The sequence below is a fragment of the Sphingosinicella sp. genome (genome assembly GCF_052387495.1).
Lineage (GTDB): Bacteria > Pseudomonadota > Alphaproteobacteria > Sphingomonadales > Sphingomonadaceae > Allosphingosinicella.
In genome coordinates, this window is sequence record NZ_JBQTJC010000108.1 from 1 (window position 1) to 19663 (window position 19663).

A 19663-nucleotide genomic window follows, 5' to 3' on the forward strand; every position below is an offset into this window, starting at 1 on the left:
CCGAGAATCCCGAGGTCGCCGAGCGGATCGAGCGCGCAATCCGCGGTCGCACCGACGAGGTCGGCGAGGCGCTGATGACGGGCCCCTCGCCCGAGGACGACGCCTGATTGAGGAAGCTTCGGGTCCCTGGATTTTTTGCTCCAGGGACCTGAAACTTCCGAAACTTATTCAGCTTTGGGCGCACCAGGCTGAACGGGATTCGCCCAGAGCGCGGCGAGGACGGCGAGGGCGCCGCAAGCCGCGAAGCCGGCGACCATCGGCACCGTTGTGCCGTCGAAGAGCTGGCCGATGACGAGCCCGATCAGCGCGCCGCCGATCGTGGTCACCAGTCCCTGCACCGCCGAGGCGGTGCCGGCGCTATGGCCCATCGGCGCCATCGCCAGCGCGCCCGCATTGGCGCCGACCAGCCCGAAGCAGGCCATGGTCAGCGCCTGCAGCGCGACGAAGCTCCAGATCGTCTCGCCCTGAACGAGGATGACCCCCAGATGCAGCGCCGCGAACACGGTGAAGGTGGCGAGCGCGGCGAGCAGCAACCGGCGCGGGCCGAGCCGCATGACGAGCCGCGAATTGGCGTAGGAGCTCGCCGCCATCGGCCCGGCGATGCAGGCGAAGACCAGCCCGATCAGCTCGGGCCGGCCGAACACGTCGAAGACGATCTGCTGGATCGAGTTGATGAAGGCGAACAGCCCGCCGAACGCCAAGGTCGAGGCGAGCGTGTTGCCGAGCGAGGCGCGCACCTTCAGCGTCTCCGCCACCGCCGAACCGATCGCCCGCGCCGAGAGCGGCCGCCGCGCCTCGGGCGCCAGCGTCTCGGGCATGCGCGTGCCCCCCCACAGAGCGAGCAGCAGGCCGTAGACGGCGAGGCCGATGAAGATGTGCCGCCAGGTGCCGATCGCGAGCACTCCCTGCCCGAAAGCGGGCGCGAGCACGGGCACGATCATGAACACGATCATGACCAGCGACATGATCTGCGCCATCGCCGGCCCGTGGAAGCGGTCGCGGACGATCGCCACGACCAGCACCCGCGTCCCCGCCGCCGCCACGCCCTGCGCGAAACGGGCGGCGAGGAGCAGGTTCATGCTGCCCGCGATTCCCGCCAGCGCCCCGAAGAGGGCGTAGAGCAGCACCGCACCGATCAGCAGCGGCTTGCGCCCGAAGCGGTCGGCGAGCGGCCCATAGGCGAGCTGGGCGGCGCCGAAGCCGAGCAGGTAGAAAGTGATGACGAGCTGGCGGCGATTGTCCTCGGCGACGCCGAGCGATTCGCCAATCGCGGGCAACGCCGGCAGCATCGCGTCGATCGCCAGCGCGTTCGAGGCCATCAGCGCGGCCATCAGCACGACGAACTCGCGCCGTCCGGGCAGGTTGGTCTCAGTCGTTCGCGCCATCGTCCAGGCTTTGCGGAAAAGGGCCGCCGCTCTGCCCGACCCGCCCGGCGCGGGCAAGTTTCAATCTGGTCGGCGCGAGGCTAGGAGCGGCGAATGACCGATGCATCCGAATGGCGCGGCCGGGTCGGCGACGCCTGGGCTGAGGAATGGCGGCGCACCGACCGTTCGCTCGCGCCCGTCCAGGCGGCGCTGCTCGACACCCTGCTGCCACGACTCCCCGAGGGCGCGGCTGTCCTCGACATTGGCTGCGGCGCGGGTTCGATCAGCCTCGCGCTGGCCAAGGCACGGCCCGACGCGCGGGTTACCGGCCTCGATCTCTCGGAGGCGTTGGTCGAAGCGGCTCGGGAGCGGGCAGGCGGACGCGCCCGGTTCGAGGTCGGAGACGCGTCCACCTGGACGCCGGCCGACGGCCGCCGCTTCGACGCTTTGGTCTCGCGCCACGGCGTCATGTTTTTCGACGATCCCTTTGCCGCCTTCGCCCACCTCAACAGCCTGACCGCGCCCGGCGGGCCGTTCGTCTTCTCCTGCTTTCGGGCACGCGATGAGAACCCCTGGGCCGCGGAGCTGGCGCCGGTCATCGCGCGCTTCGCACCCGAGGCGGCCGCCGCGCCGCCGCCCGCGCAGGGCCCCTTCGCTTTCGCCGATCCCGAGCGGATCCGCTCCATTCTCGCCGCCGCCGGCTTCGCCGCGCCCGAGATCGTGCCGCTCGACGTCGAGTTCGTGACCGGGGAGGGGCCGGACCCGCTCGCCGAGACGCTCGCTTACTTCCGCCGGATCGGTCCCTTCGCCGCCCTGCTGCGCGAACTCGATGCGCCGCGCAGGGACGAAGCGCTCGCCATGGTCGAGGCGATCGCCGCCGCGCGCCGTTCGGGCGACCGCATCGTCTTTCCCGCCGCCGTCTGGATCGTCACATGCGCGTCCGGCTAATCGGCCTGCCGACCGACAGCCATTCCTCTTTCCTGCGCGGCGCCGCGGCCGCGCCCGCCGCGATCCGCGCCGCGCTCGCCTCGGACCATGGCAATGCGGCGAGCGAATCGGGACTCGAGCTCGGCGCCGACATTGCGTTTGAGGACGCGGGCGACTTGCCGCTTGCCGAAGGGGAGGGCGATCCCGCCCTGATCCGTGCCGCGGTCGCCGACGCCGCCAATTCGGGCGCCATGCCGATTTCGCTCGGCGGCGACCATATGGTGACCGGTCCGATCGTCGCCGCCTTGGCCGAGCTGCGCGGCCCGCTTAACATCCTCCATTTCGACGCCCACCCGGATCTCTATGACGATTTCGAGGGCGATCCGCTCAGCCACGCCTCGCCCTTCGCCCGGATCATGGAGGCGGGCCATGCGCGCCGCCTCGTCCAGTTCGGCATCCGCACCCTCAACCGCCATTGTCGCGAGCAGGCCGAGCGCTTCGGCGTCGAGATCTTCGAGATGCGCGATTTCGCGCCCGAGACGGTGCCGATCCCCGAGCCGCCGCTCTACATCAGCATCGACCTCGACGGCTTCGATCCGGCCTTCGCGCCGGGCGTCTCGCATCACGAGCCGGGCGGCCCGACCGTGCGCGAGTTCCTCCACGTGCTCCTGCGCGTGCCCGGCCCGATCGTCGGCGCCGACATCGTCGAGTACAACCCGTCGCGCGACGTGAACGGGATCACCGCCGTGCTCGCCGCCAAGCTGGTCAAGGAGCTGGCCGCGCTGGCCGCGAAAGGAAGCACATGATCGTCGTCCACCATCTCGAAAATTCGCGCTCGCAGCGCGTGCTCTGGCTGCTTGAGGAACTGGGCCTCGAATATGAAGTTGTCCGCTACGCGCGGAACCCGAAGACGATGCTCGCCCCGCCCGAGCTTGCCCGCATCCACCCGCTCGGCAAGTCGCCGGTGATCGAGGACCGCTCGGCCGGGGGCGGCGGCATGCGCGCGATCGCCGAGACCGGCGCGATCGTCGAATATCTGGTCGAGAAGTCCGATGGGCGGCTTGGGCCCTCGTCGAGCCGCGACGGCGTGCTGCGCTACCGCCACTTCCTCCATTATGCCGAAGGCTCGATGATGCCGCCGCTGCTGGCGCTGCTCGTCGTCAACCGGCTAGGCCTGCTCGGGCGCCCGGCGAAGAAGCCGCTGCTCGCCATGTTCGGCCGACATCTCGATTGGCTGGAGAGCGAGCTGGAAACGCGGGCCTGGTTCGCGGGCGAGGAGTTCAGCGCGGCCGACATCATGATGAGCTTCCCGCTGGAGGCGGCGCGCCAGCGCGCGGGCCTCGACGAATCGCGCCCGAGCCTCACCGACTGGCTCGAGCGGATACACGCCCGCCCGGCTTATGCGGCGGCGCTGAAGACAGGCGGTCCCTACGCCTACGCCTGACGGCGCGCGCTCAGCGCCATCTGCACCGCGAGCGCGCCCATCGCCGTTGCTGCCAGCCAGCGCGCCGCGCGGCCGAGCCAGGCGATATGCCGCAGGCGCCCCGCCGCGCCCGCCGCGGCGAGGGCGATGGCGATGTTGACGAGCGTCCCGGCGAAATCGAACCAGAGGCCGAGCGCGAGGATTTGCAGCGCCGGCACGCTCGCCGCCGGATCTACGAATTGGGGCAGGAAGGCGAGGAAGAAGAGCGCGACCTTGGGATTGAGGATGTTGACCAGCATCGCCTGCCGGAACAGCCGCCAGCCCGAGCCGCGCGGGCGCGCCGCCTCGGCCGCTTCCGTCGCCGGCTTCCCCTCGCGCAGCAGGCCGACCGCGAGCCAAAGCAGATAGGCCGCTCCGGCCCATTTGATCGTGTCGAACAGCCATTGCGACGAAGCGAGGATCGCCGACAGGCCGAGCACGGCGGCGAGGATATGAACCAGCGCCCCGGCGCCGACACCCAGCGAGGCGATCACGCCGTCGCGCCGGCCGCCTCGCGCGGCGCTGGCGACGATGAAGGTCATGTCGGCGCCCGGGACGATGTTGAGCGCCAGGCCCGCCGCGACGAAGGTCAGGAAGACCGGCCAGGCCGGCAGCAGCTCGATTCCCGCGATCTCCAGCATCGCATCACCTCCGCACCGACGCTGGCACCACCCGCGCGCCGGTGCAACGGGTTGACTTTTGTCTGCTCAGAGGCCGGGATGTGCCCGCGTCGAAAAAGGGGATTAGGATGGAAAGCGCCGAGAGCCGCGGCATGTCGCTGCAGATGAAGATGCTGATCGGCTTCCTGATTGGCCTGGTCGGCGGCCTCGCCGTCAACATGACCCAGCCGGACGCCGCATGGGTCGAAACGCTGACCACCTATGTGACCGCGCCGATTGGCCAGATCTTCCTGCGCCTCCTGTTCATGCTCGTCCTGCCGCTGCTGTTCGCGGCCCTCGTCAGCGGTATCGCCGAAATGGGCGATATCCGCGCGCTGAAACGGGTCGGGATGAAGACCCTCGTCTACACCGTATTGCTCTCGTCGATCGCGGTGGTGATCGCGCTCGCCGTCGCCAACGGCTTCCGTCCCGGCGACGGGGTCGATCCGGCGCTCGCGCAACAGCTCCTCGCCGACGCGCGAGAGAATGCCGGCGCGATCATCTCGGCCAATGCCGAGCGGCCGTCGGGCGTCGCCGCCTTCCTCAACATCATCCCCAACAACGTTTTTGCCGCGGCCTCCGCCAACGACATCCTCGCCGTGATGTTCTTCGCTTTGGTCTTCGGCATCGGCCTGCTGCTCGTCAACACGCCGCAGGCGCAGCGGCTACAGGAGGCGATCGAGGGCCTGTTCCATGTCATGATGAAACTGATCGGCATCGTCCTCAAGCTGGCCCCGATCGCCGTCGCCTGCTTCATGTTCAATCTCGCTGCTTTGTTCGGCTGGGATCTGCTCGTCCGCTTGGGCGCCTTCGCCGGCGTCGTCCTGTTCGCGCTCGGCCTGCACATGTTCGTGACCTATCCGCTTGTGCTGAAGCTGATCGCCGGCAAATCGCCGATCGCCTTTTTCCGTCAGATCCAGGAGGCGATGGTGGTCGCTTTTTCGACCTCCTCGTCGAACGCGACCCTGCCCACGGCGCTTCGCGTCGCCGAAACCCAGCTCAAACTGCCGGGGCGCGTCTCGCGCTTCGTCCTCACCATCGGCGCCACCGCCAACCAGAACGGCACCGCCATTTTCGAGGGCGTGACCGTGCTCTTCCTCGCTCAATTCTTCGGCGTCGAGCTGACCCTCTTCCAGCAGGTGACCGTGCTGTTGGTCTGCATCCTCGGCGGGATCGGCACGGCGGGCGTGCCCTCGGGCTCGCTGCCGGTCATAGCGATCATCCTCGGAATGGTCGGCGTTCCGCCCGAAGGGATCGGCCTCGTCCTCGGCGTCGATCGCCTGCTCGACATGTGCCGCACGACGCTCAACGTCGCCGGCGACCTCACGATCGCCCAGATCGTCTCGAAGGGCGAGGAGCACGAGCCCGAAACGGCGGCGACCGCGGCGGACGAGCCGGCCACGGCTGCGGAGGCGCACCCGAGCTAGGCGCTCGTCAGGCCGGCTCCAACTCGCGCTGGACGACCTTGTCGGCGAGCGTGCCATTGAGCTCGGCGAGATGGTCGAACGCCGCCTCGTAGGTCGCCAACCCCTGGCTCAGCGAGCGGAGCTCCGCGTCGAAGCCCTGCATCTCGGCCTCGGGGATCAGCGCCTCGACCTGATCCCAGCGCGACCAGCCTTCGCGCGGGCCCATGCCGAGCATTTGCCCGCGTCGCGAGGCGATCGCGGAGGTGACGCGCGACGTCGCCGAGCCGGGCGCGGTGACGATCACCTTCATCACCGGCTCGAGCAGGTGCGGCGCGGCCTGGCCCATCGCTTCCGACATGCCGATCCGACCCGCAGTGCGAAATGCGATCTCGGAGCTGTCGACGGTATGATAGGAGCCGTCGACCAGGGTCACCTCGACATCGACCACAGGGAAGCCCAGCGGCCCTTTGCCCAAAGCATCGCGGACGCCCGCCTCGACCGCCGGGATCCACTGCTTCGGCACGACGCCGCCCGAAATCCGATCGCCGAACTTGAAGCCGCCGCCGCGGGGCAGGGGCTTCACCTCAAGCACGACGTCGCCGAACTGGCCGTGCCCGCCGGACTGCTTCTTGTGGCGCCCGCGCTGGGTGACCGATTTGCGGATCGATTCCTTGTAGCCGATCGCGGGCGCGCGCGAATCGACCGCGACGCCGTATCGCCGCTTCAGCCGCTCCAGCGTCACCTTGAGATGCTCGTCGTTGACGCCCTTGAGGCGGGTTTCGTGCAGCGCCTCGTCCTGCTCCCATTCGAGCGCGCGGTCCTCCTCGGTGAGCTTGTGGAGCGCGGTCGAAAGGCGGACGTCGTCCTTGCGGTCCTTGGTGGCGATGGCGAGCGCGTAATTGCGGGTGGGCGCGGCCACGTCGAGCGGGCGCGGCGCCTTGCCCGCGGCGAGCCATTCGCCGGCATGGACGTCCTCCAGCTTGGCGATCGCGACGACGTCGCCGGATTTCGCCTCGGCGAGCTTCGCGGTCTTGTCGCCCTGCACCGCGAACAGCGTGCCGACGCGCACCGTCTCGCCGCCGCTCGAATCGAGCTCGGCGCCTTCCTTGAGCGCGCCGCCGAAGACGCGGGCAAAAGAGAGCCGCCCCATCGCCCCGCCATGGCTGACCTTGAAGACGACCGCGCAACTGCCCTGCGCGCCCAGCCGCGCGGCGGCCGCGCTCGGTGCCGGCGCTTCGTGGCGCAGCGCCTTCATCAGGCGGCGCACGCCCTGCGCGCCGGTCGCCGAGCCGAACAGGATCGGGACGATCTGGCCCGCACCGGTCTCCTTGGCGAGATCGGCGTAGACGGTTTCCCGCGTCGGCACCTCGTCCATCAGCAACGCCTCGAGCAAGACGTCGTCATGGTCGGCGAGCGTCTCCAGCATCTGGGTGCGCTCCAGCGCCTCGCGGTCGGCGAGGTCGGCGGGGATTTCGCGCTGCTCCGATTCCTTCCCCTTACGGTAATAATAAGCCCGCTCCAGCGCGATATCGACGAAACCGGTCACGCTTTCGCCCTCGCGGATCGGGATCCAGCGCGCGACGAGCGGCGATTTGGACATCGGCTGAAGCGCCTCGAGCAGCGTCTGGATCGAGCCGCGGGCATGGTCGATCTTGTTGACGAAAATCATGTGCGGGACGCCTTGCGCCTCCAGCTGGCGGAGCGTCGGCTCGGCGAGCAGAGCGCGGTCGGCGTCGGGATCGACGACGACGATGGCGAGGTCCGCGACCGCGGTGCCGAGCGCGGCGTCGGCGGCGAAGCCGACCGAGCCGGGGCCGTCGATCAGCGCGTAGCGATCGCCCATATAGTCGTAATGCATCAGGTTGAGCTCGGTCGAGCCGCCGCGCGCCCGCGCTTCCGGGCTGGCGTCGCCGACGCTCGATCCGTCCGCGACATTGCCCTGCCGCCCGACCGCGCCGGCCGCAAAAAGAAGGGCCTCGGCTAGGCTGGTCTTACCCGCCCCGCCGGGGCCCACGAGTGCGATCGTTCTGGTGCCTGCAGCTCTGTCGGGCATATTCGTCTCCTTCGTCCGCGTGCGCGGTCCGCGAAGAAGACGCGGCCACTCGCGCCTAATGGGAAACCCTCAGCTTCCTCCTCTCGGCCGCAAAGCGCAAGGGGCGCGGCGCAAAAGGCCGCGAAAAAGCCGCTAACGGTCGCGCCGGGCGAGCCAGTCGATCAGGATTCGGCGCTGACGGGGATCGCGCATGCCGACGAGGCCCATCTCGGTGCCGGGGACGAGCGCCTCGGGGTCTGCGAGGAAGCGATCGAGCAGCGCCGTGGTCCAGATTCGCTCGCGCTGGGCGTAGCGGCGCAACGCCGGCGAATAGTCGAAGCCGCGCTGGCTGGCGATTGGCCGTCCAACGATGCCGGCAAGACTCGGCCCCGCCGGTGTGTGCCGCCCCGGTTCCAGCGCGTGGCAGGCGAAGCATTGGCGGTAGAGCCGCGCGCCTTCGCTTTGCATAGGCGGCTGGAACGCCGCCGCGAGCGCCGCGAGCGCCACAAGCGGAAAGCTCATGAGCCGGTGCGCACCACCATGATCCGGTCGAGCCCCGATTCGGGGAGATAGACCCAGCCGGGCCGGCCGAGGATCTGGCGGACATTGGCGTTGTCTCCGCTCCCCGGATAGCGGGTCCAGCGCTCGGTCCCGGGATCGAAGGCGAGGGTGGCGTTGCCACCGAAATCGGTGATCCAGACGATGTCGCGGTCGTCCACATAAACGGCGTAGACGCGCGGCCGCTCGCCCTCGGGCCGCCAGCTCCGCCACTCGCCCGTCGAAGGCGTGTAGCGGGTCAGCTGCCCGCCATTCCATTCCGAGATCCACAGATTGCCGCGGCTGTCGGCCCACACCCGACGCGCGCCCTGGTTCGCGGTCGGCGGCTCGATGATGGTCGTGGCGCCGGTCTCGCGATTCACTCGCGCGAGGTGGCTGCCGGCGAGCGAGACGTAATAGATTTCGCCGTCTGGCGTAGCGGCGATGCCATAAGGGCCGCGCCCCTCGGGGTCCCGCCACACCCGCATCTCGTCGGTGCGCGGATCGAGCCGGCCGTAGACGCCGGTCTGGCCGGTGAACCAAATCCGCCCCTCGCGGTCGAAGGCGGCGGTGTTGAGGTTCGAATCGGGAAATTCCTCCGGCAGCCGCCAGACGCGGACCGCATCGGTCGCCGGATCAACGCGGACGATCGCGTTGAGGCCGCCGTCGGTGATCCATGCGGCGCCGTCCGGGCCCATGATCACGCCGTGCGGCGCCGAGCCCTCGCCGAGCGGAACCTCGCGCACGGCGCCGGTCTCGGGATTGAGGATGCCGAGCGTGCCGCGCCGCTGGCCGGTATACCAGACCAGCCCGTCCGGCCCCGGCGCGACGTCGTGCGGGCGGCTGCCCTGCGGTACTTCGTAGATGCGCACGTTGGCGGCGAGGTCGCCGCGCGCCGGGGCGCGCTCGCTTTGTTGCTGCTGTTGTCCGGGCGGCTGGGCGCAGGCAGGCGAGGCGACGAGCCCGGCGACGGCGACGAACAGGGTGGCGGCGATCCGCTTCATCTTCCCTCTCCACTTGACGTTCGAGGGCATTCTAGTTGCTGGGCGCCGGATCGTGAAGGGCGCGACGCTCGCCCCGTCGCTTGCCGCAGCGCAGCACGTCGCCTAAATCCGGGCGATGACCTCGACCAACGACATCCGGCGCGGCTTCCTCGAGTTTTTCGGGCGGGAGGGCCATGAGATCGTGCCGTCGGCGCCGCTCGTGCCGCAGAACGATCCGACCCTGATGTTCGTCAACGCCGGCATGGTGCCGTTCAAGAACGTCTTCACCGGCCAGGAGAGCCGGCCTTATTCGACCGCGACCTCCAGCCAGAAATGCGTGCGCGCCGGCGGCAAGCACAACGATCTCGACAATGTCGGCTATACCGCGCGCCACCATACCTTCTTCGAGATGCTGGGGAATTTCTCCTTCGGCGATTACTTCAAGGAGCGGGCGATCCTGCTCGCTTGGGAGCTGATCACGAAGGAATGGGGCCTCTCGCCCGACCGGCTGACCGCCACCGTCTACCATACCGACGACGACGCCTGGAATTTGTGGAAGAAGATCGCCGGCCTGCCTGACGCGCGGATCATCCGCATCCCCACCAAGGACAATTTCTGGGCGATGGGCGACAACGGCCCGTGCGGGCCCTGCTCGGAAATCTTCTACGATCATGGCGAGCATATCCCCGGCGGCCCGCCCGGCTCGGCGGACGAGGACGGCGACCGCTTCACCGAGATCTGGAACCTCGTCTTCATGCAGTACGAGCAGGAGGACAACGAGATCGTCCGCGATCTGCCGCGTCCCTCGATCGACACCGGCATGGGGCTGGAGCGGATCGCCGCCGTGCTGCAGGGCGTGCATGACAATTACGACACGGACACGTTCAGGGCCCTGATCGCCGCCTCTTGCGAGCTGACGAAGACGAAGGCCGAAGGCGAGACCAAGGCCAGCCACCGAGTCATCGCCGATCATCTGCGCGCTTCGGGCTTCCTGATCGCCGACGGCGTGCTGCCCTCGAACGAGGGCAGGGGCTACGTTCTCCGCCGGATCATGCGCCGGGCGATGCGCCGTGCGCATCTGCTGGGCTCGGCGGAGCCGCTGATGCACCGGCTGGTCCCGGAGCTGGTCGCGGAGATGGGCGGTGCTTTCCCCGAGCTGCTCCGCGCCCAGCCTTTGATTCAGGAGACGCTGAAGCTCGAGGAGACGCGCTTCCGCCAGACCCTCGCCAACGGCCTCCGGCTTCTCGACGAGGCGACGGCGAGCATGGCGCCGGGCGACACGCTTTCTGGCGCGACCGCGTTCAAACTCTACGACACATTCGGTTTTCCCTACGATCTCACCGAGGACGCCCTGCGCGCCCAGGGCTATGGCGTCGACCGCGCCGGTTTCGACGCCGCCATGGCCGAGCAGAAGACCGCCGCCCGCGCCGCCTGGAAAGGCTCGGGCGCCAAGGCGAGCGAGGAAATCTGGTTCGACATCGCCGAGGAGCAGGGCGCGACCGAGTTCACCGGCTATCTCGGTCACGACGGCGAGGGTCAGGTGGTCGCTTTGGTCAAGGACGGCACCCGCGTCGAGACCGCCAAAGCCGGCGACAAGGTCGTCATCCTGACCAACCAGACGCCCTTCTACGGCGAGAGCGGCGGCCAGATCGGCGACACGGGAACGATCATGTCTGACAAAGGCTTGCGGGCCGATGTTGAGGACACATCGAAGCCGCTCGGCAAACTTCACGCCCATCATGCCGCGATCGCCGAGGGCGAGGTCGCGGTCGGCGACGCGGTCCAGCTCCATGTCGACGCCGCGCGCCGCGCCAAGGTCCGCGCGAACCACAGCGCGACCCATCTCCTCCACGCCGCCCTGCGCAAGCGGCTCGGCGACCATGTCACCCAAAAGGGCAGCCTCGTCGCGCCGGACTATTTCCGCTTCGACTTTTCGCACCCCAAGCCGATGACCGCCGAGGAGATCGCCACGGTCGAGGCCGACGTGAACCGCCTGATCCGCACGAACCACCCGGTCGGCATCCGCCTGATGGGCATGGACGAGGCGCTCGCGGCCGGCGCGATGGCGCTGTTCGGCGAGAAATATGGCGAGGAAGTCCGAGTCCTCTCGATGGGGCTGGAGGACGAGGCCAGCTACTCGGTCGAACTGTGCGGCGGCACCCATGTCGAGGCGCTCGGCGACATCCAGCTCCTCAAGATCACGTCGGAGGGCGCGGTCGCCTCCGGCGTGCGCCGCCTCGAGGCGCTGACCGGCGAGGCGGCGCGGCAATATCTGTCGCAGCGCGAGGAGCGGCTCAAGGAGGCCGCCGCCGCGCTCAGGGCCGCGCCGGACGAGGTGCCCGCCCGCGTCGCCGCGCTCGTCGAGGAGCGCCGCCGGCTCGAGCGCGAGCTGGCCGAGGCGAAGAAGGCGCTGGCGCTGGGCGGCGGCGGCAAGGCCGCGGCTGCTGGCCCCGAGCAGGTCGGCGGCCACGGTTTCATCGGCCAGGTGCTCGACGGGCTCGATCCCAAAGCGCTGCGCTCCCTGGTCGACGAGGCCAAGGCCCGGGTCGGCTCGGGCGTGGTCGCGCTCGTCGCGGTCAATGACGGCCGCGCCACCGTCGCGGTCGGCGTGACTGACGACCTGACGCCAAGCCGCAACGCCGTCGATCTCGTCCGCAGGGCGGTCGAGGCGGTCGGCGGGCAGGGCGGCGGTGGGCGGCCGGACATGGCCCAGGGCGGCGGCCCGGACGGCGGCCAGGCCCAGGCCGCGCTCGATGCGGTGAAGGCGGCGCTCGCCGAGCCTATGCCGGCTTAGAATCCCGCAGCCGCTTGCCGCGCTGCGGCGGCTCTTCGCGCAGCCGGCCCATTTCCATGATCTGCTGACGGAGTTCCGCGCGCTTCTCGTGGATCGAGGCGATCACCGGCCCCATTGCCATGCCGAGATCGACCAGCACCGCCTCCGAAAGCTGGAGCGAGGATTCGAGCGTCTCCGGCACCGCGTCGGTCGCGCCCGCGCGGTAGAGCTCGGCCGCGTGCTGCGGGTCGCGGGCGCGCGCGACGATGGTGAGGCTCGGGCACCAGGCGCGCACCCGCTTGATCAGCCGCACGGTCAGCACCGGATCGTCCATGGTGAGGATGAGCGCGCTGGCATGGCCGAGGTTGAGCTTATCGACCAGCTCCGGGCGTGAAACGTCGCCGAAGATCACCGGCACGCCCTCGCGCCGCGCCGCGGCGACCGCGTCCACATCCGAATCGACCGCGATGAACCGACGGTCATGCTTCGTCAGCATCTCGGCGACCAGCCGACCGACCCGCCCGAAGCCGATGATCACGGCCGCGGGCTCCTCTTGCCCGGCGCCGGGCAGCGGGACGTCGACTTCGGCCTGGATGTCGACCTGGCGCCCCGCCACCTGGCCGAGCTTGGCGAGCAATGGCGTGATGGTGAGGCCCAGCGCGGTGACGATTTGCCAGAAGGCGGCATTCTCGGCGCTGATCAGACCGGCCGCGCCGGCCGCCGCCAGCACGATCAGGGTGGTCTCGGACGGCGACGCCATGACGACGCCGGTCTCGGCCGCCACGGCGGGGCTCGCCCCCGAAAGGCGCAGCAGCAGGCCGGTCACCACGGCCTTGATCACGATCACGCCCAGCACCGCGCCGAGCAAAGCGGGCCAGTTGGCGACAACGAAGCCGAGATCGACGCTCATCCCGACGGTGATCAGGAAGACACCGAGCGCCAGCCCCCGAAACGGCGCGGTGATCACCTCGACCTCGTCGTGATAGTCGGTCTCGGCGATCAATATGCCGGCGACGATCGCGCCGACGATGGGCGAGAGGCCCGCCGCGGCGGTGGCGAGGCTCGCGGCGATGACGACGAGCAGGCTGACGGCGAGGAAAAGCTCCGGGCTCTTGGTCCGTGCCGCCTGCGCGAACAGGCGCGGCAGGAAGAAGCGGCCAAGGACGAGCATTGCGACGACGGTGATCGAGCCCCAGAGCAGGGTCGAACCGATCGCATCGAACCCGCTTCCCGCATGCGGCGCGAGCGCGCCCAGCGCGAAGATGATCGGGACGATCGCGAGATCCTCGAACAGCAGCATCGAGAGCGCCGAGCGTCCGACGGCGGTCGCGGTGTTGACCAGCGGCAGGACCAACGCCGTCGAGGACAGAGCGAGGGCAAGGCCGAGCGCGACCGACGCCGTCGTGCTGTAGCCGAACGCGAACAGCCCGGCGCCGATGAACAGGGCGCCGAGCAGCAGCTCGGCCGCGCCGACGCCGAAGACGAGCCGCCGCATTCCCCACAGCCGCTTGAACGACAGCTCGAGCCCGATCGAGAACAGCAGCAGGATGACGCCGAACTCGGCGAACGGCTCGATCGCCTCGCGATTCGAGATGGTGATGTAACGGAGCCAAGGATATTCGCCCGTCATCCCGCCCAATCCGGTCGGCCCGACGAGCAGGCCGACCAGGATGAAGCCGATCACCGGGTTGACCTTGAAGCGCGCGAAGGCCGGGATGACGACCCCGGCCGCGCCCAGGATGACGAGGGCGTCGCTCACTCCGGACGTGGCGAACTCGGTGGGGTGGGCCATGAAGCCTTTATGCAGGATTGCCGGGGCTTGTCAGCCGCCGCCGGGAGTCTCCGTGCCGGTGGTCGGCGGATGCGGCAGCGGCCGCTTGCCGGTCGGGCGGCGGCTCCACGAAATCTTGTAGAGGTCGAAGCGGCGGTCGGCGAGGTTCTGGACTGTCCCTTCCGCGCGCGCCCAGGTGAGATCGGCGAGGTTGATGTCGGAGATGGTCAGCGTCTCGACATTCTCGCTCGCCTCGGCGGCGATGCCGTCGCGCGCGAACGGGAAATCGCAGGGCGTCAGGATGCAGCTTTGCGCGTATTGGATGTCCATATTCTCGACGTTCGGCAAATTGCCGACATTGCCGGAAAGGACGACGAAGCACTGATTCTCGATCGCCCGCGCCTGCGCGCAATAGCGCACGCGCAAATAGCCCTGACGGTTGTCGGTGCAGAAGGGGACGAAGAGGATGCGGGCGCCCTCGTCGACCAGCCGCCGCGCCAGCTCGGGAAACTCGCTGTCGTAGCAGATCAGCACGCCGATCGGTCCGCAATCGGTCTGGATCGCGTCGATCCGGTCTCCGCCTCTGATCTTCCACCAATAGCGCTCGTTGGGGGTGGGGTGGACCTTCTCCTGCGCGTGGACCGAGCCGTCGCGCAGGCAGACGTAGGCGACGTTCTGGACGTCGCCGTCCTCGGTCCGGGTCGGGTGCGAGCCGCCGACGATGTTGACGTTGTAGCGCAGCGCCATGCGCGAGAGCTCGGCAGTGATATTGGGCGTATGCGCGGTCAGCCGGTCGATCGCCTCGGCGGGCGTCAGATGATCTTTCTCGAAGGCGAGCAGCTGGAGCGTGAACAGCTCGGGAAAGACGATGAAGTCCGATCGGTAATCGGCGGCGACATCGACGAAATATTCGATATTGGCGATGAACTCCGCGAAATCCTTCACGGCGCGCATCTGCAGCTGGCAGGTCGCGACGCGGACGCTCTCGACGTCGCGCGGCACCCGGAAACGCACGGGCTCGTCCGGGTCCACATAGGGATTGCGCCAGACGAGGTGGGCGGCATAGCCCTTCGAGCGCTTGTCCTCGGGCAGATAGTCCTCGAGCACGCCGATCGGCTCGAAGCCGTTGCGCAGTTGAAAGCCGAGCGTCGGGTCCTTGATCCGGCCGCGCATGACCTCGGCGATGTAATCCTCCGCCGAGTCGACCTTGCGCGCGTGCTTGGCGTAGTTGGGCAGCCGCCCGCCGATCACGATCCCCTTGAGCTCGAGCCTTTCGGCGAGCGCCTTGCGCGCGTCGTAGAGCCGCTGGCCGATGCGGACCCCGCGCAATTCCGGATCGACGCACATTTCGAAGCCGTAGAGCCAGTCGCCGGTCGGATCGTGACGGGAGGCGAAGCCGTCATTGGTGATCTCCTCCCAGTCGTGCGGGGCCAAGGCGAGCCGCTCGTCCAGGCGCATCGAGGCGGAATAGCCGGAGATCCGCCCATCGTAGAGCGCGACCCACTGGCCTTCCGGGAAATTGTTGACCTGCCCGCGGATCATGCCGCGGCTGTAGCCGGAGATGCGGTCATAGGCGCGATCGACCAGGTCGACGATGCCGTCGACGTCCCCGGGTCCCGCCTGGCGGACCTCCAGCTTCGCCTTGCGGCCGGTGCGTCTGGGCTCGCTCACTCCGCCGCGGCCATCGCCTTTTCGAGATTCTCGACGATCGCCTCGAAGAATTGCTCGGTCGTCATCCAGCTCTGGTCGGGGCCGATCAGGATGGCGAGATCCTTGGTCATCTTGCCCTGCTCGACGGTCTCGATACAGACCCGCTCGAGCGTCTCGGCGAACTTCGTCACCTCTGGGGTGCCGTCGAACTTGCCGCGGAACTTGAGGCCGCCGGTCCAGGCGAAGATCGAGGCGATCGGATTGGTCGAGGTCGCCTTGCCGGCCTGATGCATGCGGTAATGGCGGGTAACGGTGCCGTGCGCGGCCTCGGCCTCGACGGTGTTGCCGTCCGGAGTCATCAGGATCGAAGTCATCAGGCCGAGGCTGCCGAAGCCCTGCGCGACCTGGTCCGACTGGACGTCGCCGTCGTAATTCTTGCAGGCCCAGACGAACTTGCCGCTCCACTTGAGCGCCGAGGCGACCATGTCGTCGATCAGCCGGTGCTCGTAGACGATCTGCTTGGCGACGAACCGGTCCTTGAACTCCTTCTCGTACACCTCCTGGAAGATGTCCTTGAAGCGCCCGTCATAGGCCTTGAGGATGGTGTTCTTGGTCGAAAGATAGACCGGCCATTCGCGCTGCAGGCCGTAATTGAGCGAGGCATGGGCAAAGTCGCGGATCGATTCGTCGAGATTGTACATGCCCATGGCCACGCCACCGCCGGGGAAGTCGAACACCTCGCGCTCGATGACCTCGCCATTCTCGCCTTCCCATTTCATGGTCAGCTTGCCGGCGCCCGGCACGACGAAATCGGTGGCCTTGTACTGATCACCGAAAGCGTGACGGCCGACGACGATCGGGTCGGTCCAGCCGGGGATGAGTCGCGGCACGTTCTCGATCACGATCGGCTCGCGGAAGATAGTGCCGCCCAGGATGTTGCGGATCGTGCCGTTGGGCGAGCGCCACATCTTCTTGAGGCCGAATTCCTCGACCCGCGCCTCGTCCGGCGTGATCGTGGCGCATTTGACGCCGACGCCGTGCTGCTTGATCGCGTTGGCCGCGTCGACCGTGATCCGGTCCTCGGTCTCATCGCGCTTCTCGATGCCGAGATCGTAGTAAAGCAGCTCGATGTCGAGATAGGGCAGGATCAGCCGCTCGCGGATCCACTGCCAGATGATGCGGGTCATCTCGTCGCCGTCGAGTTCGACGACGGGATTCTTCACCTTGATCTTCGCCATGTCGGGCTTCGCGCTTTCCTGCCGGGATGGATGTCGGCGATGGCCTTAGGCGGAGGCGGGCCGGCGATCAACCGGGCCGGGCGCGCGATGGGCGGCGCGGTTGTCTCCCTCAAGCGCTCCGCCTAAAGGCTGGCGCATGAGCTCGCTCGAGACGTCCGACGTCACCACTCCCACCGTTCGCTACCGGATGCCGAGCGTGCATCCGGAAGGGCGCAAGTTCGCCGTTATCGCCGGCGCGATCACGCTCGTGCTGTGGTTCGTGCTGGGCTGGGAAATCCTCGGCTGGCTCGCGGCGGGCTTGACCGTGTGGACCGCCGCCTTCTTCCGCGACCCCGTCCGCACCACGCCGACCGGCGAGGGGCTGATCGTCGCGCCCGCCGACGGCATGGTGACGATGATCGCGACGGTGCCGCCGCCCAGGGAGATGATCGGAGGGGAAGGCGGCCTGACCGACGAGCCGCACATCCGAGTCTCGATCTTCATGAGCGTCTTCGACGTCCACATCAACCGCACCCCGATCGCGGGCACGATCGTCAAGATGGTCTATATCGCCGGCAAGTTTTTGAACGCCGATCTCGACAAGGCGAGCGAGGACAACGAGCGCCAGCACATCCTGGTCGAGGGCGAGGACGGGACGCGGATCGCCTTCACCCAGATTGCCGGGCTGGTCGCGCGGCGGATCGTGCCCTGGGTTAAGACCGGCGACCGCGTCGCCGCCGGCCAGCGCGTCGGACTCATCCGCTTCGGCAGCAGGGTCGACGTCTATCTGCCGGTCGGCACGTCGAGCCAGGTGCTGCTCGGCCAGCGCACCATCGCCGGCGAGACGATCGTCGCGCGGCTCGGCGTCTCCGAGCTGATCGAAGGTGTCGCGCAATGAGGCCGATGTCATGAGAGAGGAGCGCCGGGCGGTCCCGCGCACCGGCATCCCGCTGCGCGCGGTCGTGCCCAACGCGGTCACCGCGCTCGCGCTCTGCGTCGGCCTCACCGGCGTGCGCTTTGCGATTAACGGCGAGTGGGAGAGCGCGATCTTCATGATCATCGCCGCCGCGATCCTGGACGGGATGGACGGCCGGATCGCGCGGGCGCTGCGCGGCCAGACCCGGTTCGGCGCGGAACTGGACTCGCTCTCCGACGTCATCGCCTTCGGCGTCTCGCCGGCGATCATCCTCCATCTCTGGGTGCTGCACGATTGGCCGCGGATCGGCTGGCTGTTCGCGCTCGCTTACGCGGTCTGCATGGCGCTCCGCCTCGCCCGCTTCAACGCCCGCATCGACCTCGAGGACCAGCCGCACAAATCGGCGGGCTTCCTGACCGGGGTGCCGGCGCCAGTGGGGGCGGGGCTGTTGCTCCTGCCGATCTTCCTCTGGCTCGCCAGCGACCGGCAATGGACCTGGCTGCAGGATTACCGGCTGGTCGCGCCCTGGGCGGCTTTGATCGCCTTCCTCGCCATTTCGAGCGTCGCGACCTATTCTTGGGCCTCGCTCAAGCTCAGGCGCAACGTCCGGCTCGAGGCCATCGTCATTATCGCTTTGCTCGGCGGCGCGCTCGTCTCGGCGCCGTGGGAGACGCTGAGCCTCGTCGCGCTCATCTACCTCGCGCTGATTCCCTTCAGCATGATGAGCTATGCCCGGGTCAGGCGGCAGCGCGCCGCAGCGGCGGCCGGCGCGGCGCCCGAACTGCCGATCCCGATCCCGGCGCCTCCATCCGCAAGGCGGCGGAAATCGCCGCCCAGTTCGACCTGACCAAAGTCTCGAGCAGGGTCGCCAGCGCGATCAGCAGCCCGGTGAAGAAGAGAATGGAGAGTAGGTAAGCCACAGCTTTTCCCCTTTTTATCCACAGCAGAATCCCCAACCGCCGCCCAAGGTTCCGTGGTGCCGAAGGGGAAATGACTTATGTTCCTGTTTTGTTCTTACGTCAATCCGAAAATGGCGCCGGGTTGATTTCCGCGCTCGCCCCCCTTAAGTGCGCCCGCATTCCACATGCGGTGGCCATCATACCGGTGTCCCGGATTCGTCCGGGATTTCTCGGCCCCGCAGAGGCACAACCGGAAGGAGACTGACCATGGCGTCCACCGACGTCACCATGCAGCAATTGCTCGAGGCCGGAGCGCATTTCGGCCACCAGACCCACCGCTGGAACCCCAAGATGAAGCCGTACATTTTCGGCGATCGCAACGGGGTGCACATCATCGATCTGTCGCAGACCGTGCCGCTCTTTGCGCGCGCGCTCGATTTCGTGCGCTCGACCGCCGCCGCGGGCGGCAAGGTGCTGTACGTCGGTACCAAGCGCCAGGCGCAGGAGCCGATCGCCGAGGCGGCGAAGCGCTCGGGCCAGCATTTCGTCAACCATCGCTGGCTCGGCGGCATGCTCACCAACTGGAAGACGATCTCCAACTCGATCAAGCGCTTCAAGAGCCTAGAGGAGCAGCTCGCGGGCGACACCGCCGGCCTCACCAAGAAAGAGGTGCTCCAGCTCACCCGCGAGCGCGACAAGTTCGAGCTCTCGCTCGGCGGCATCCGCGACATGGGCGGCATCCCGGACGTGATGTTCGTGATCGACGCCAACAAGGAGGAGCTCGCGATCAAGGAGGCCAACACGCTCGGCATTCCGGTCGTCGCGATTCTCGATTCGAACGTCAGCCCGCAGGGCATCGCCTTCCCGGTTCCGGGCAATGACGATGCAAGCCGCGCGATCCGCCTCTATTGCGACGCGATCGCCGACGCGGTGCTCGCCGGCACGCAGGGCGGCGCCGCCGCCCGCGGCGAGGATATCGGCGCGCAGGCCGAGCCGCCGGCGGAAGCCGCGCTTGCGGAGCCCACCGCCGCTTGAACTTGCTGTTCCCCGGCGGAGGCCGGGGTCCA

The 19663-nt window shown here is 68.4% G+C and carries 16 protein-coding genes; 8 read left to right on the plus strand and 8 right to left on the minus strand.

All coding sequences use genetic code 11. The annotated features are described in order from the left end of the window. Positions 1-164: 164 nt before the first annotated feature. Positions 165-1385, minus strand: a complete 1221-nt coding sequence (locus ACT4N8_RS06050) for a multidrug effflux MFS transporter (protein ID WP_444857236.1) — start codon at positions 1383-1385, stop codon at positions 165-167. 93 nt (positions 1386-1478) lie between these two features. On the opposite strand from ACT4N8_RS06050, the gene ACT4N8_RS06055 reads away from it, so the two are divergent. The 3 genes from ACT4N8_RS06055 to ACT4N8_RS06065 are packed head-to-tail and all read left to right on the plus strand — an operon-like array spanning position 1479 to position 3735. Next, positions 1479-2312, plus strand: a complete 834-nt coding sequence (locus tag ACT4N8_RS06055) for a class I SAM-dependent methyltransferase (protein ID WP_444857237.1) — start codon at positions 1479-1481, stop codon at positions 2310-2312. Continuing rightward, complete coding sequence (gene speB / locus ACT4N8_RS06060; protein WP_444857238.1) at positions 2297-3097, plus strand: agmatinase; 801 nt, start codon at positions 2297-2299, stop codon at positions 3095-3097. The genes ACT4N8_RS06055 and speB overlap by 16 nt, the downstream gene beginning before the upstream one ends. Then, positions 3094-3735: a glutathione S-transferase C-terminal domain-containing protein gene (locus ACT4N8_RS06065; RefSeq protein ID WP_444857239.1), complete on the plus strand. Its 642-nt coding sequence runs from the start codon at positions 3094-3096 to the stop codon at positions 3733-3735. Before speB ends, ACT4N8_RS06065 begins: the two co-directional genes overlap by 4 nt. Here ACT4N8_RS06065 and ACT4N8_RS06070 read toward each other — a convergent pair. Next, positions 3726-4394 carry a LysE family translocator gene (locus ACT4N8_RS06070; RefSeq protein WP_444857240.1) on the minus strand — a complete coding sequence of 223 codons (669 nt, stop codon included), beginning with the start codon at positions 4392-4394 and terminating at the stop codon, positions 3726-3728. The genes ACT4N8_RS06065 and ACT4N8_RS06070 overlap by 10 nt on opposite strands. Positions 4395-4501: 107 nt before the next feature. Here ACT4N8_RS06070 and ACT4N8_RS06075 point away from each other — a divergent pair, with 107 nt between their 5' ends. Beyond that, on the plus strand, positions 4502-5839 hold the full coding sequence (locus tag ACT4N8_RS06075) for a dicarboxylate/amino acid:cation symporter (RefSeq protein ID WP_444857241.1): 1338 nt from the start codon (positions 4502-4504) through the stop codon (positions 5837-5839). A gap of 7 nt (positions 5840-5846) precedes the next feature. Here ACT4N8_RS06075 and ACT4N8_RS06080 read toward each other — a convergent pair whose 3' ends face one another. From ACT4N8_RS06080 to ACT4N8_RS06090, 3 genes are all read right to left on the minus strand, one after another. Next, positions 5847-7871 carry an elongation factor G gene (locus ACT4N8_RS06080; RefSeq protein ID WP_444857242.1) on the minus strand — a complete coding sequence of 675 codons (2025 nt, stop codon included), beginning with the start codon at positions 7869-7871 and terminating at the stop codon, positions 5847-5849. Between the two features lie 132 nt (positions 7872-8003). Continuing rightward, positions 8004-8372 (minus strand): c-type cytochrome, encoded by a 369-nt coding sequence (locus tag ACT4N8_RS06085; RefSeq protein ID WP_444857243.1) that lies wholly within the window; start codon positions 8370-8372, stop codon positions 8004-8006. Beyond that, complete coding sequence (locus ACT4N8_RS06090; protein WP_444857244.1) at positions 8369-9391, minus strand: Vgb family protein; 1023 nt, start codon at positions 9389-9391, stop codon at positions 8369-8371. Before ACT4N8_RS06090 ends, ACT4N8_RS06085 begins: the two co-directional genes overlap by 4 nt. Before the next feature lie 115 nt (positions 9392-9506). On the opposite strand from ACT4N8_RS06090, the gene alaS reads away from it, so the two are divergent. Continuing rightward, positions 9507-12164, plus strand: a complete 2658-nt coding sequence (gene alaS, locus ACT4N8_RS06095; protein WP_444857245.1) for an alanine--tRNA ligase — start codon at positions 9507-9509, stop codon at positions 12162-12164. On the opposite strand, the gene ACT4N8_RS06100 is transcribed toward alaS, so the two are convergent. From ACT4N8_RS06100 to ACT4N8_RS06110, 3 genes are read right to left on the minus strand one after another with little or no spacing between them, the layout of a single operon-like run. After that, complete coding sequence (locus ACT4N8_RS06100; RefSeq protein WP_444857246.1) at positions 12151-13935, minus strand: cation:proton antiporter domain-containing protein; 1785 nt, start codon at positions 13933-13935, stop codon at positions 12151-12153. The two genes, alaS and ACT4N8_RS06100, sit on opposite strands and share 14 nt — an antisense overlap. Positions 13936-13965: 30 nt before the next feature. Further along, complete coding sequence (locus ACT4N8_RS06105; RefSeq protein ID WP_444857247.1) at positions 13966-15585, minus strand: nitrilase-related carbon-nitrogen hydrolase; 1620 nt, start codon at positions 15583-15585, stop codon at positions 13966-13968. Further along, the gene (locus ACT4N8_RS06110) at positions 15582-16802 is read right to left on the minus strand and encodes an NADP-dependent isocitrate dehydrogenase (protein WP_444857248.1); all 1221 of its coding nucleotides are present in this window, start codon (positions 16800-16802) and stop codon (positions 15582-15584) included. The genes ACT4N8_RS06105 and ACT4N8_RS06110 overlap by 4 nt, the downstream gene beginning before the upstream one ends. A gap of 136 nt (positions 16803-16938) precedes the next feature. Between ACT4N8_RS06110 and ACT4N8_RS06115 the strand changes: the two genes are divergently transcribed. The 3 genes from ACT4N8_RS06115 to rpsB all read left to right on the plus strand — a co-directional run bounded on the left by ACT4N8_RS06115 (position 16939) and on the right by rpsB (position 19631). Further along, positions 16939-17679: a phosphatidylserine decarboxylase gene (locus ACT4N8_RS06115; protein WP_444857249.1), complete on the plus strand. Its 741-nt coding sequence runs from the start codon at positions 16939-16941 to the stop codon at positions 17677-17679. 10 nt (positions 17680-17689) lie between these two features. Continuing rightward, the gene (locus tag ACT4N8_RS06120) at positions 17690-18544 is read left to right on the plus strand and encodes a CDP-alcohol phosphatidyltransferase family protein (RefSeq protein WP_444857250.1); all 855 of its coding nucleotides are present in this window, start codon (positions 17690-17692) and stop codon (positions 18542-18544) included. Positions 18545-18863: 319 nt separating this feature from the next. Next, positions 18864-19631, plus strand: a complete 768-nt coding sequence (gene rpsB / locus ACT4N8_RS06125; protein ID WP_444857251.1) for a 30S ribosomal protein S2 — start codon at positions 18864-18866, stop codon at positions 19629-19631. The last annotated feature ends 32 nt before the right edge of the window (positions 19632-19663 follow it).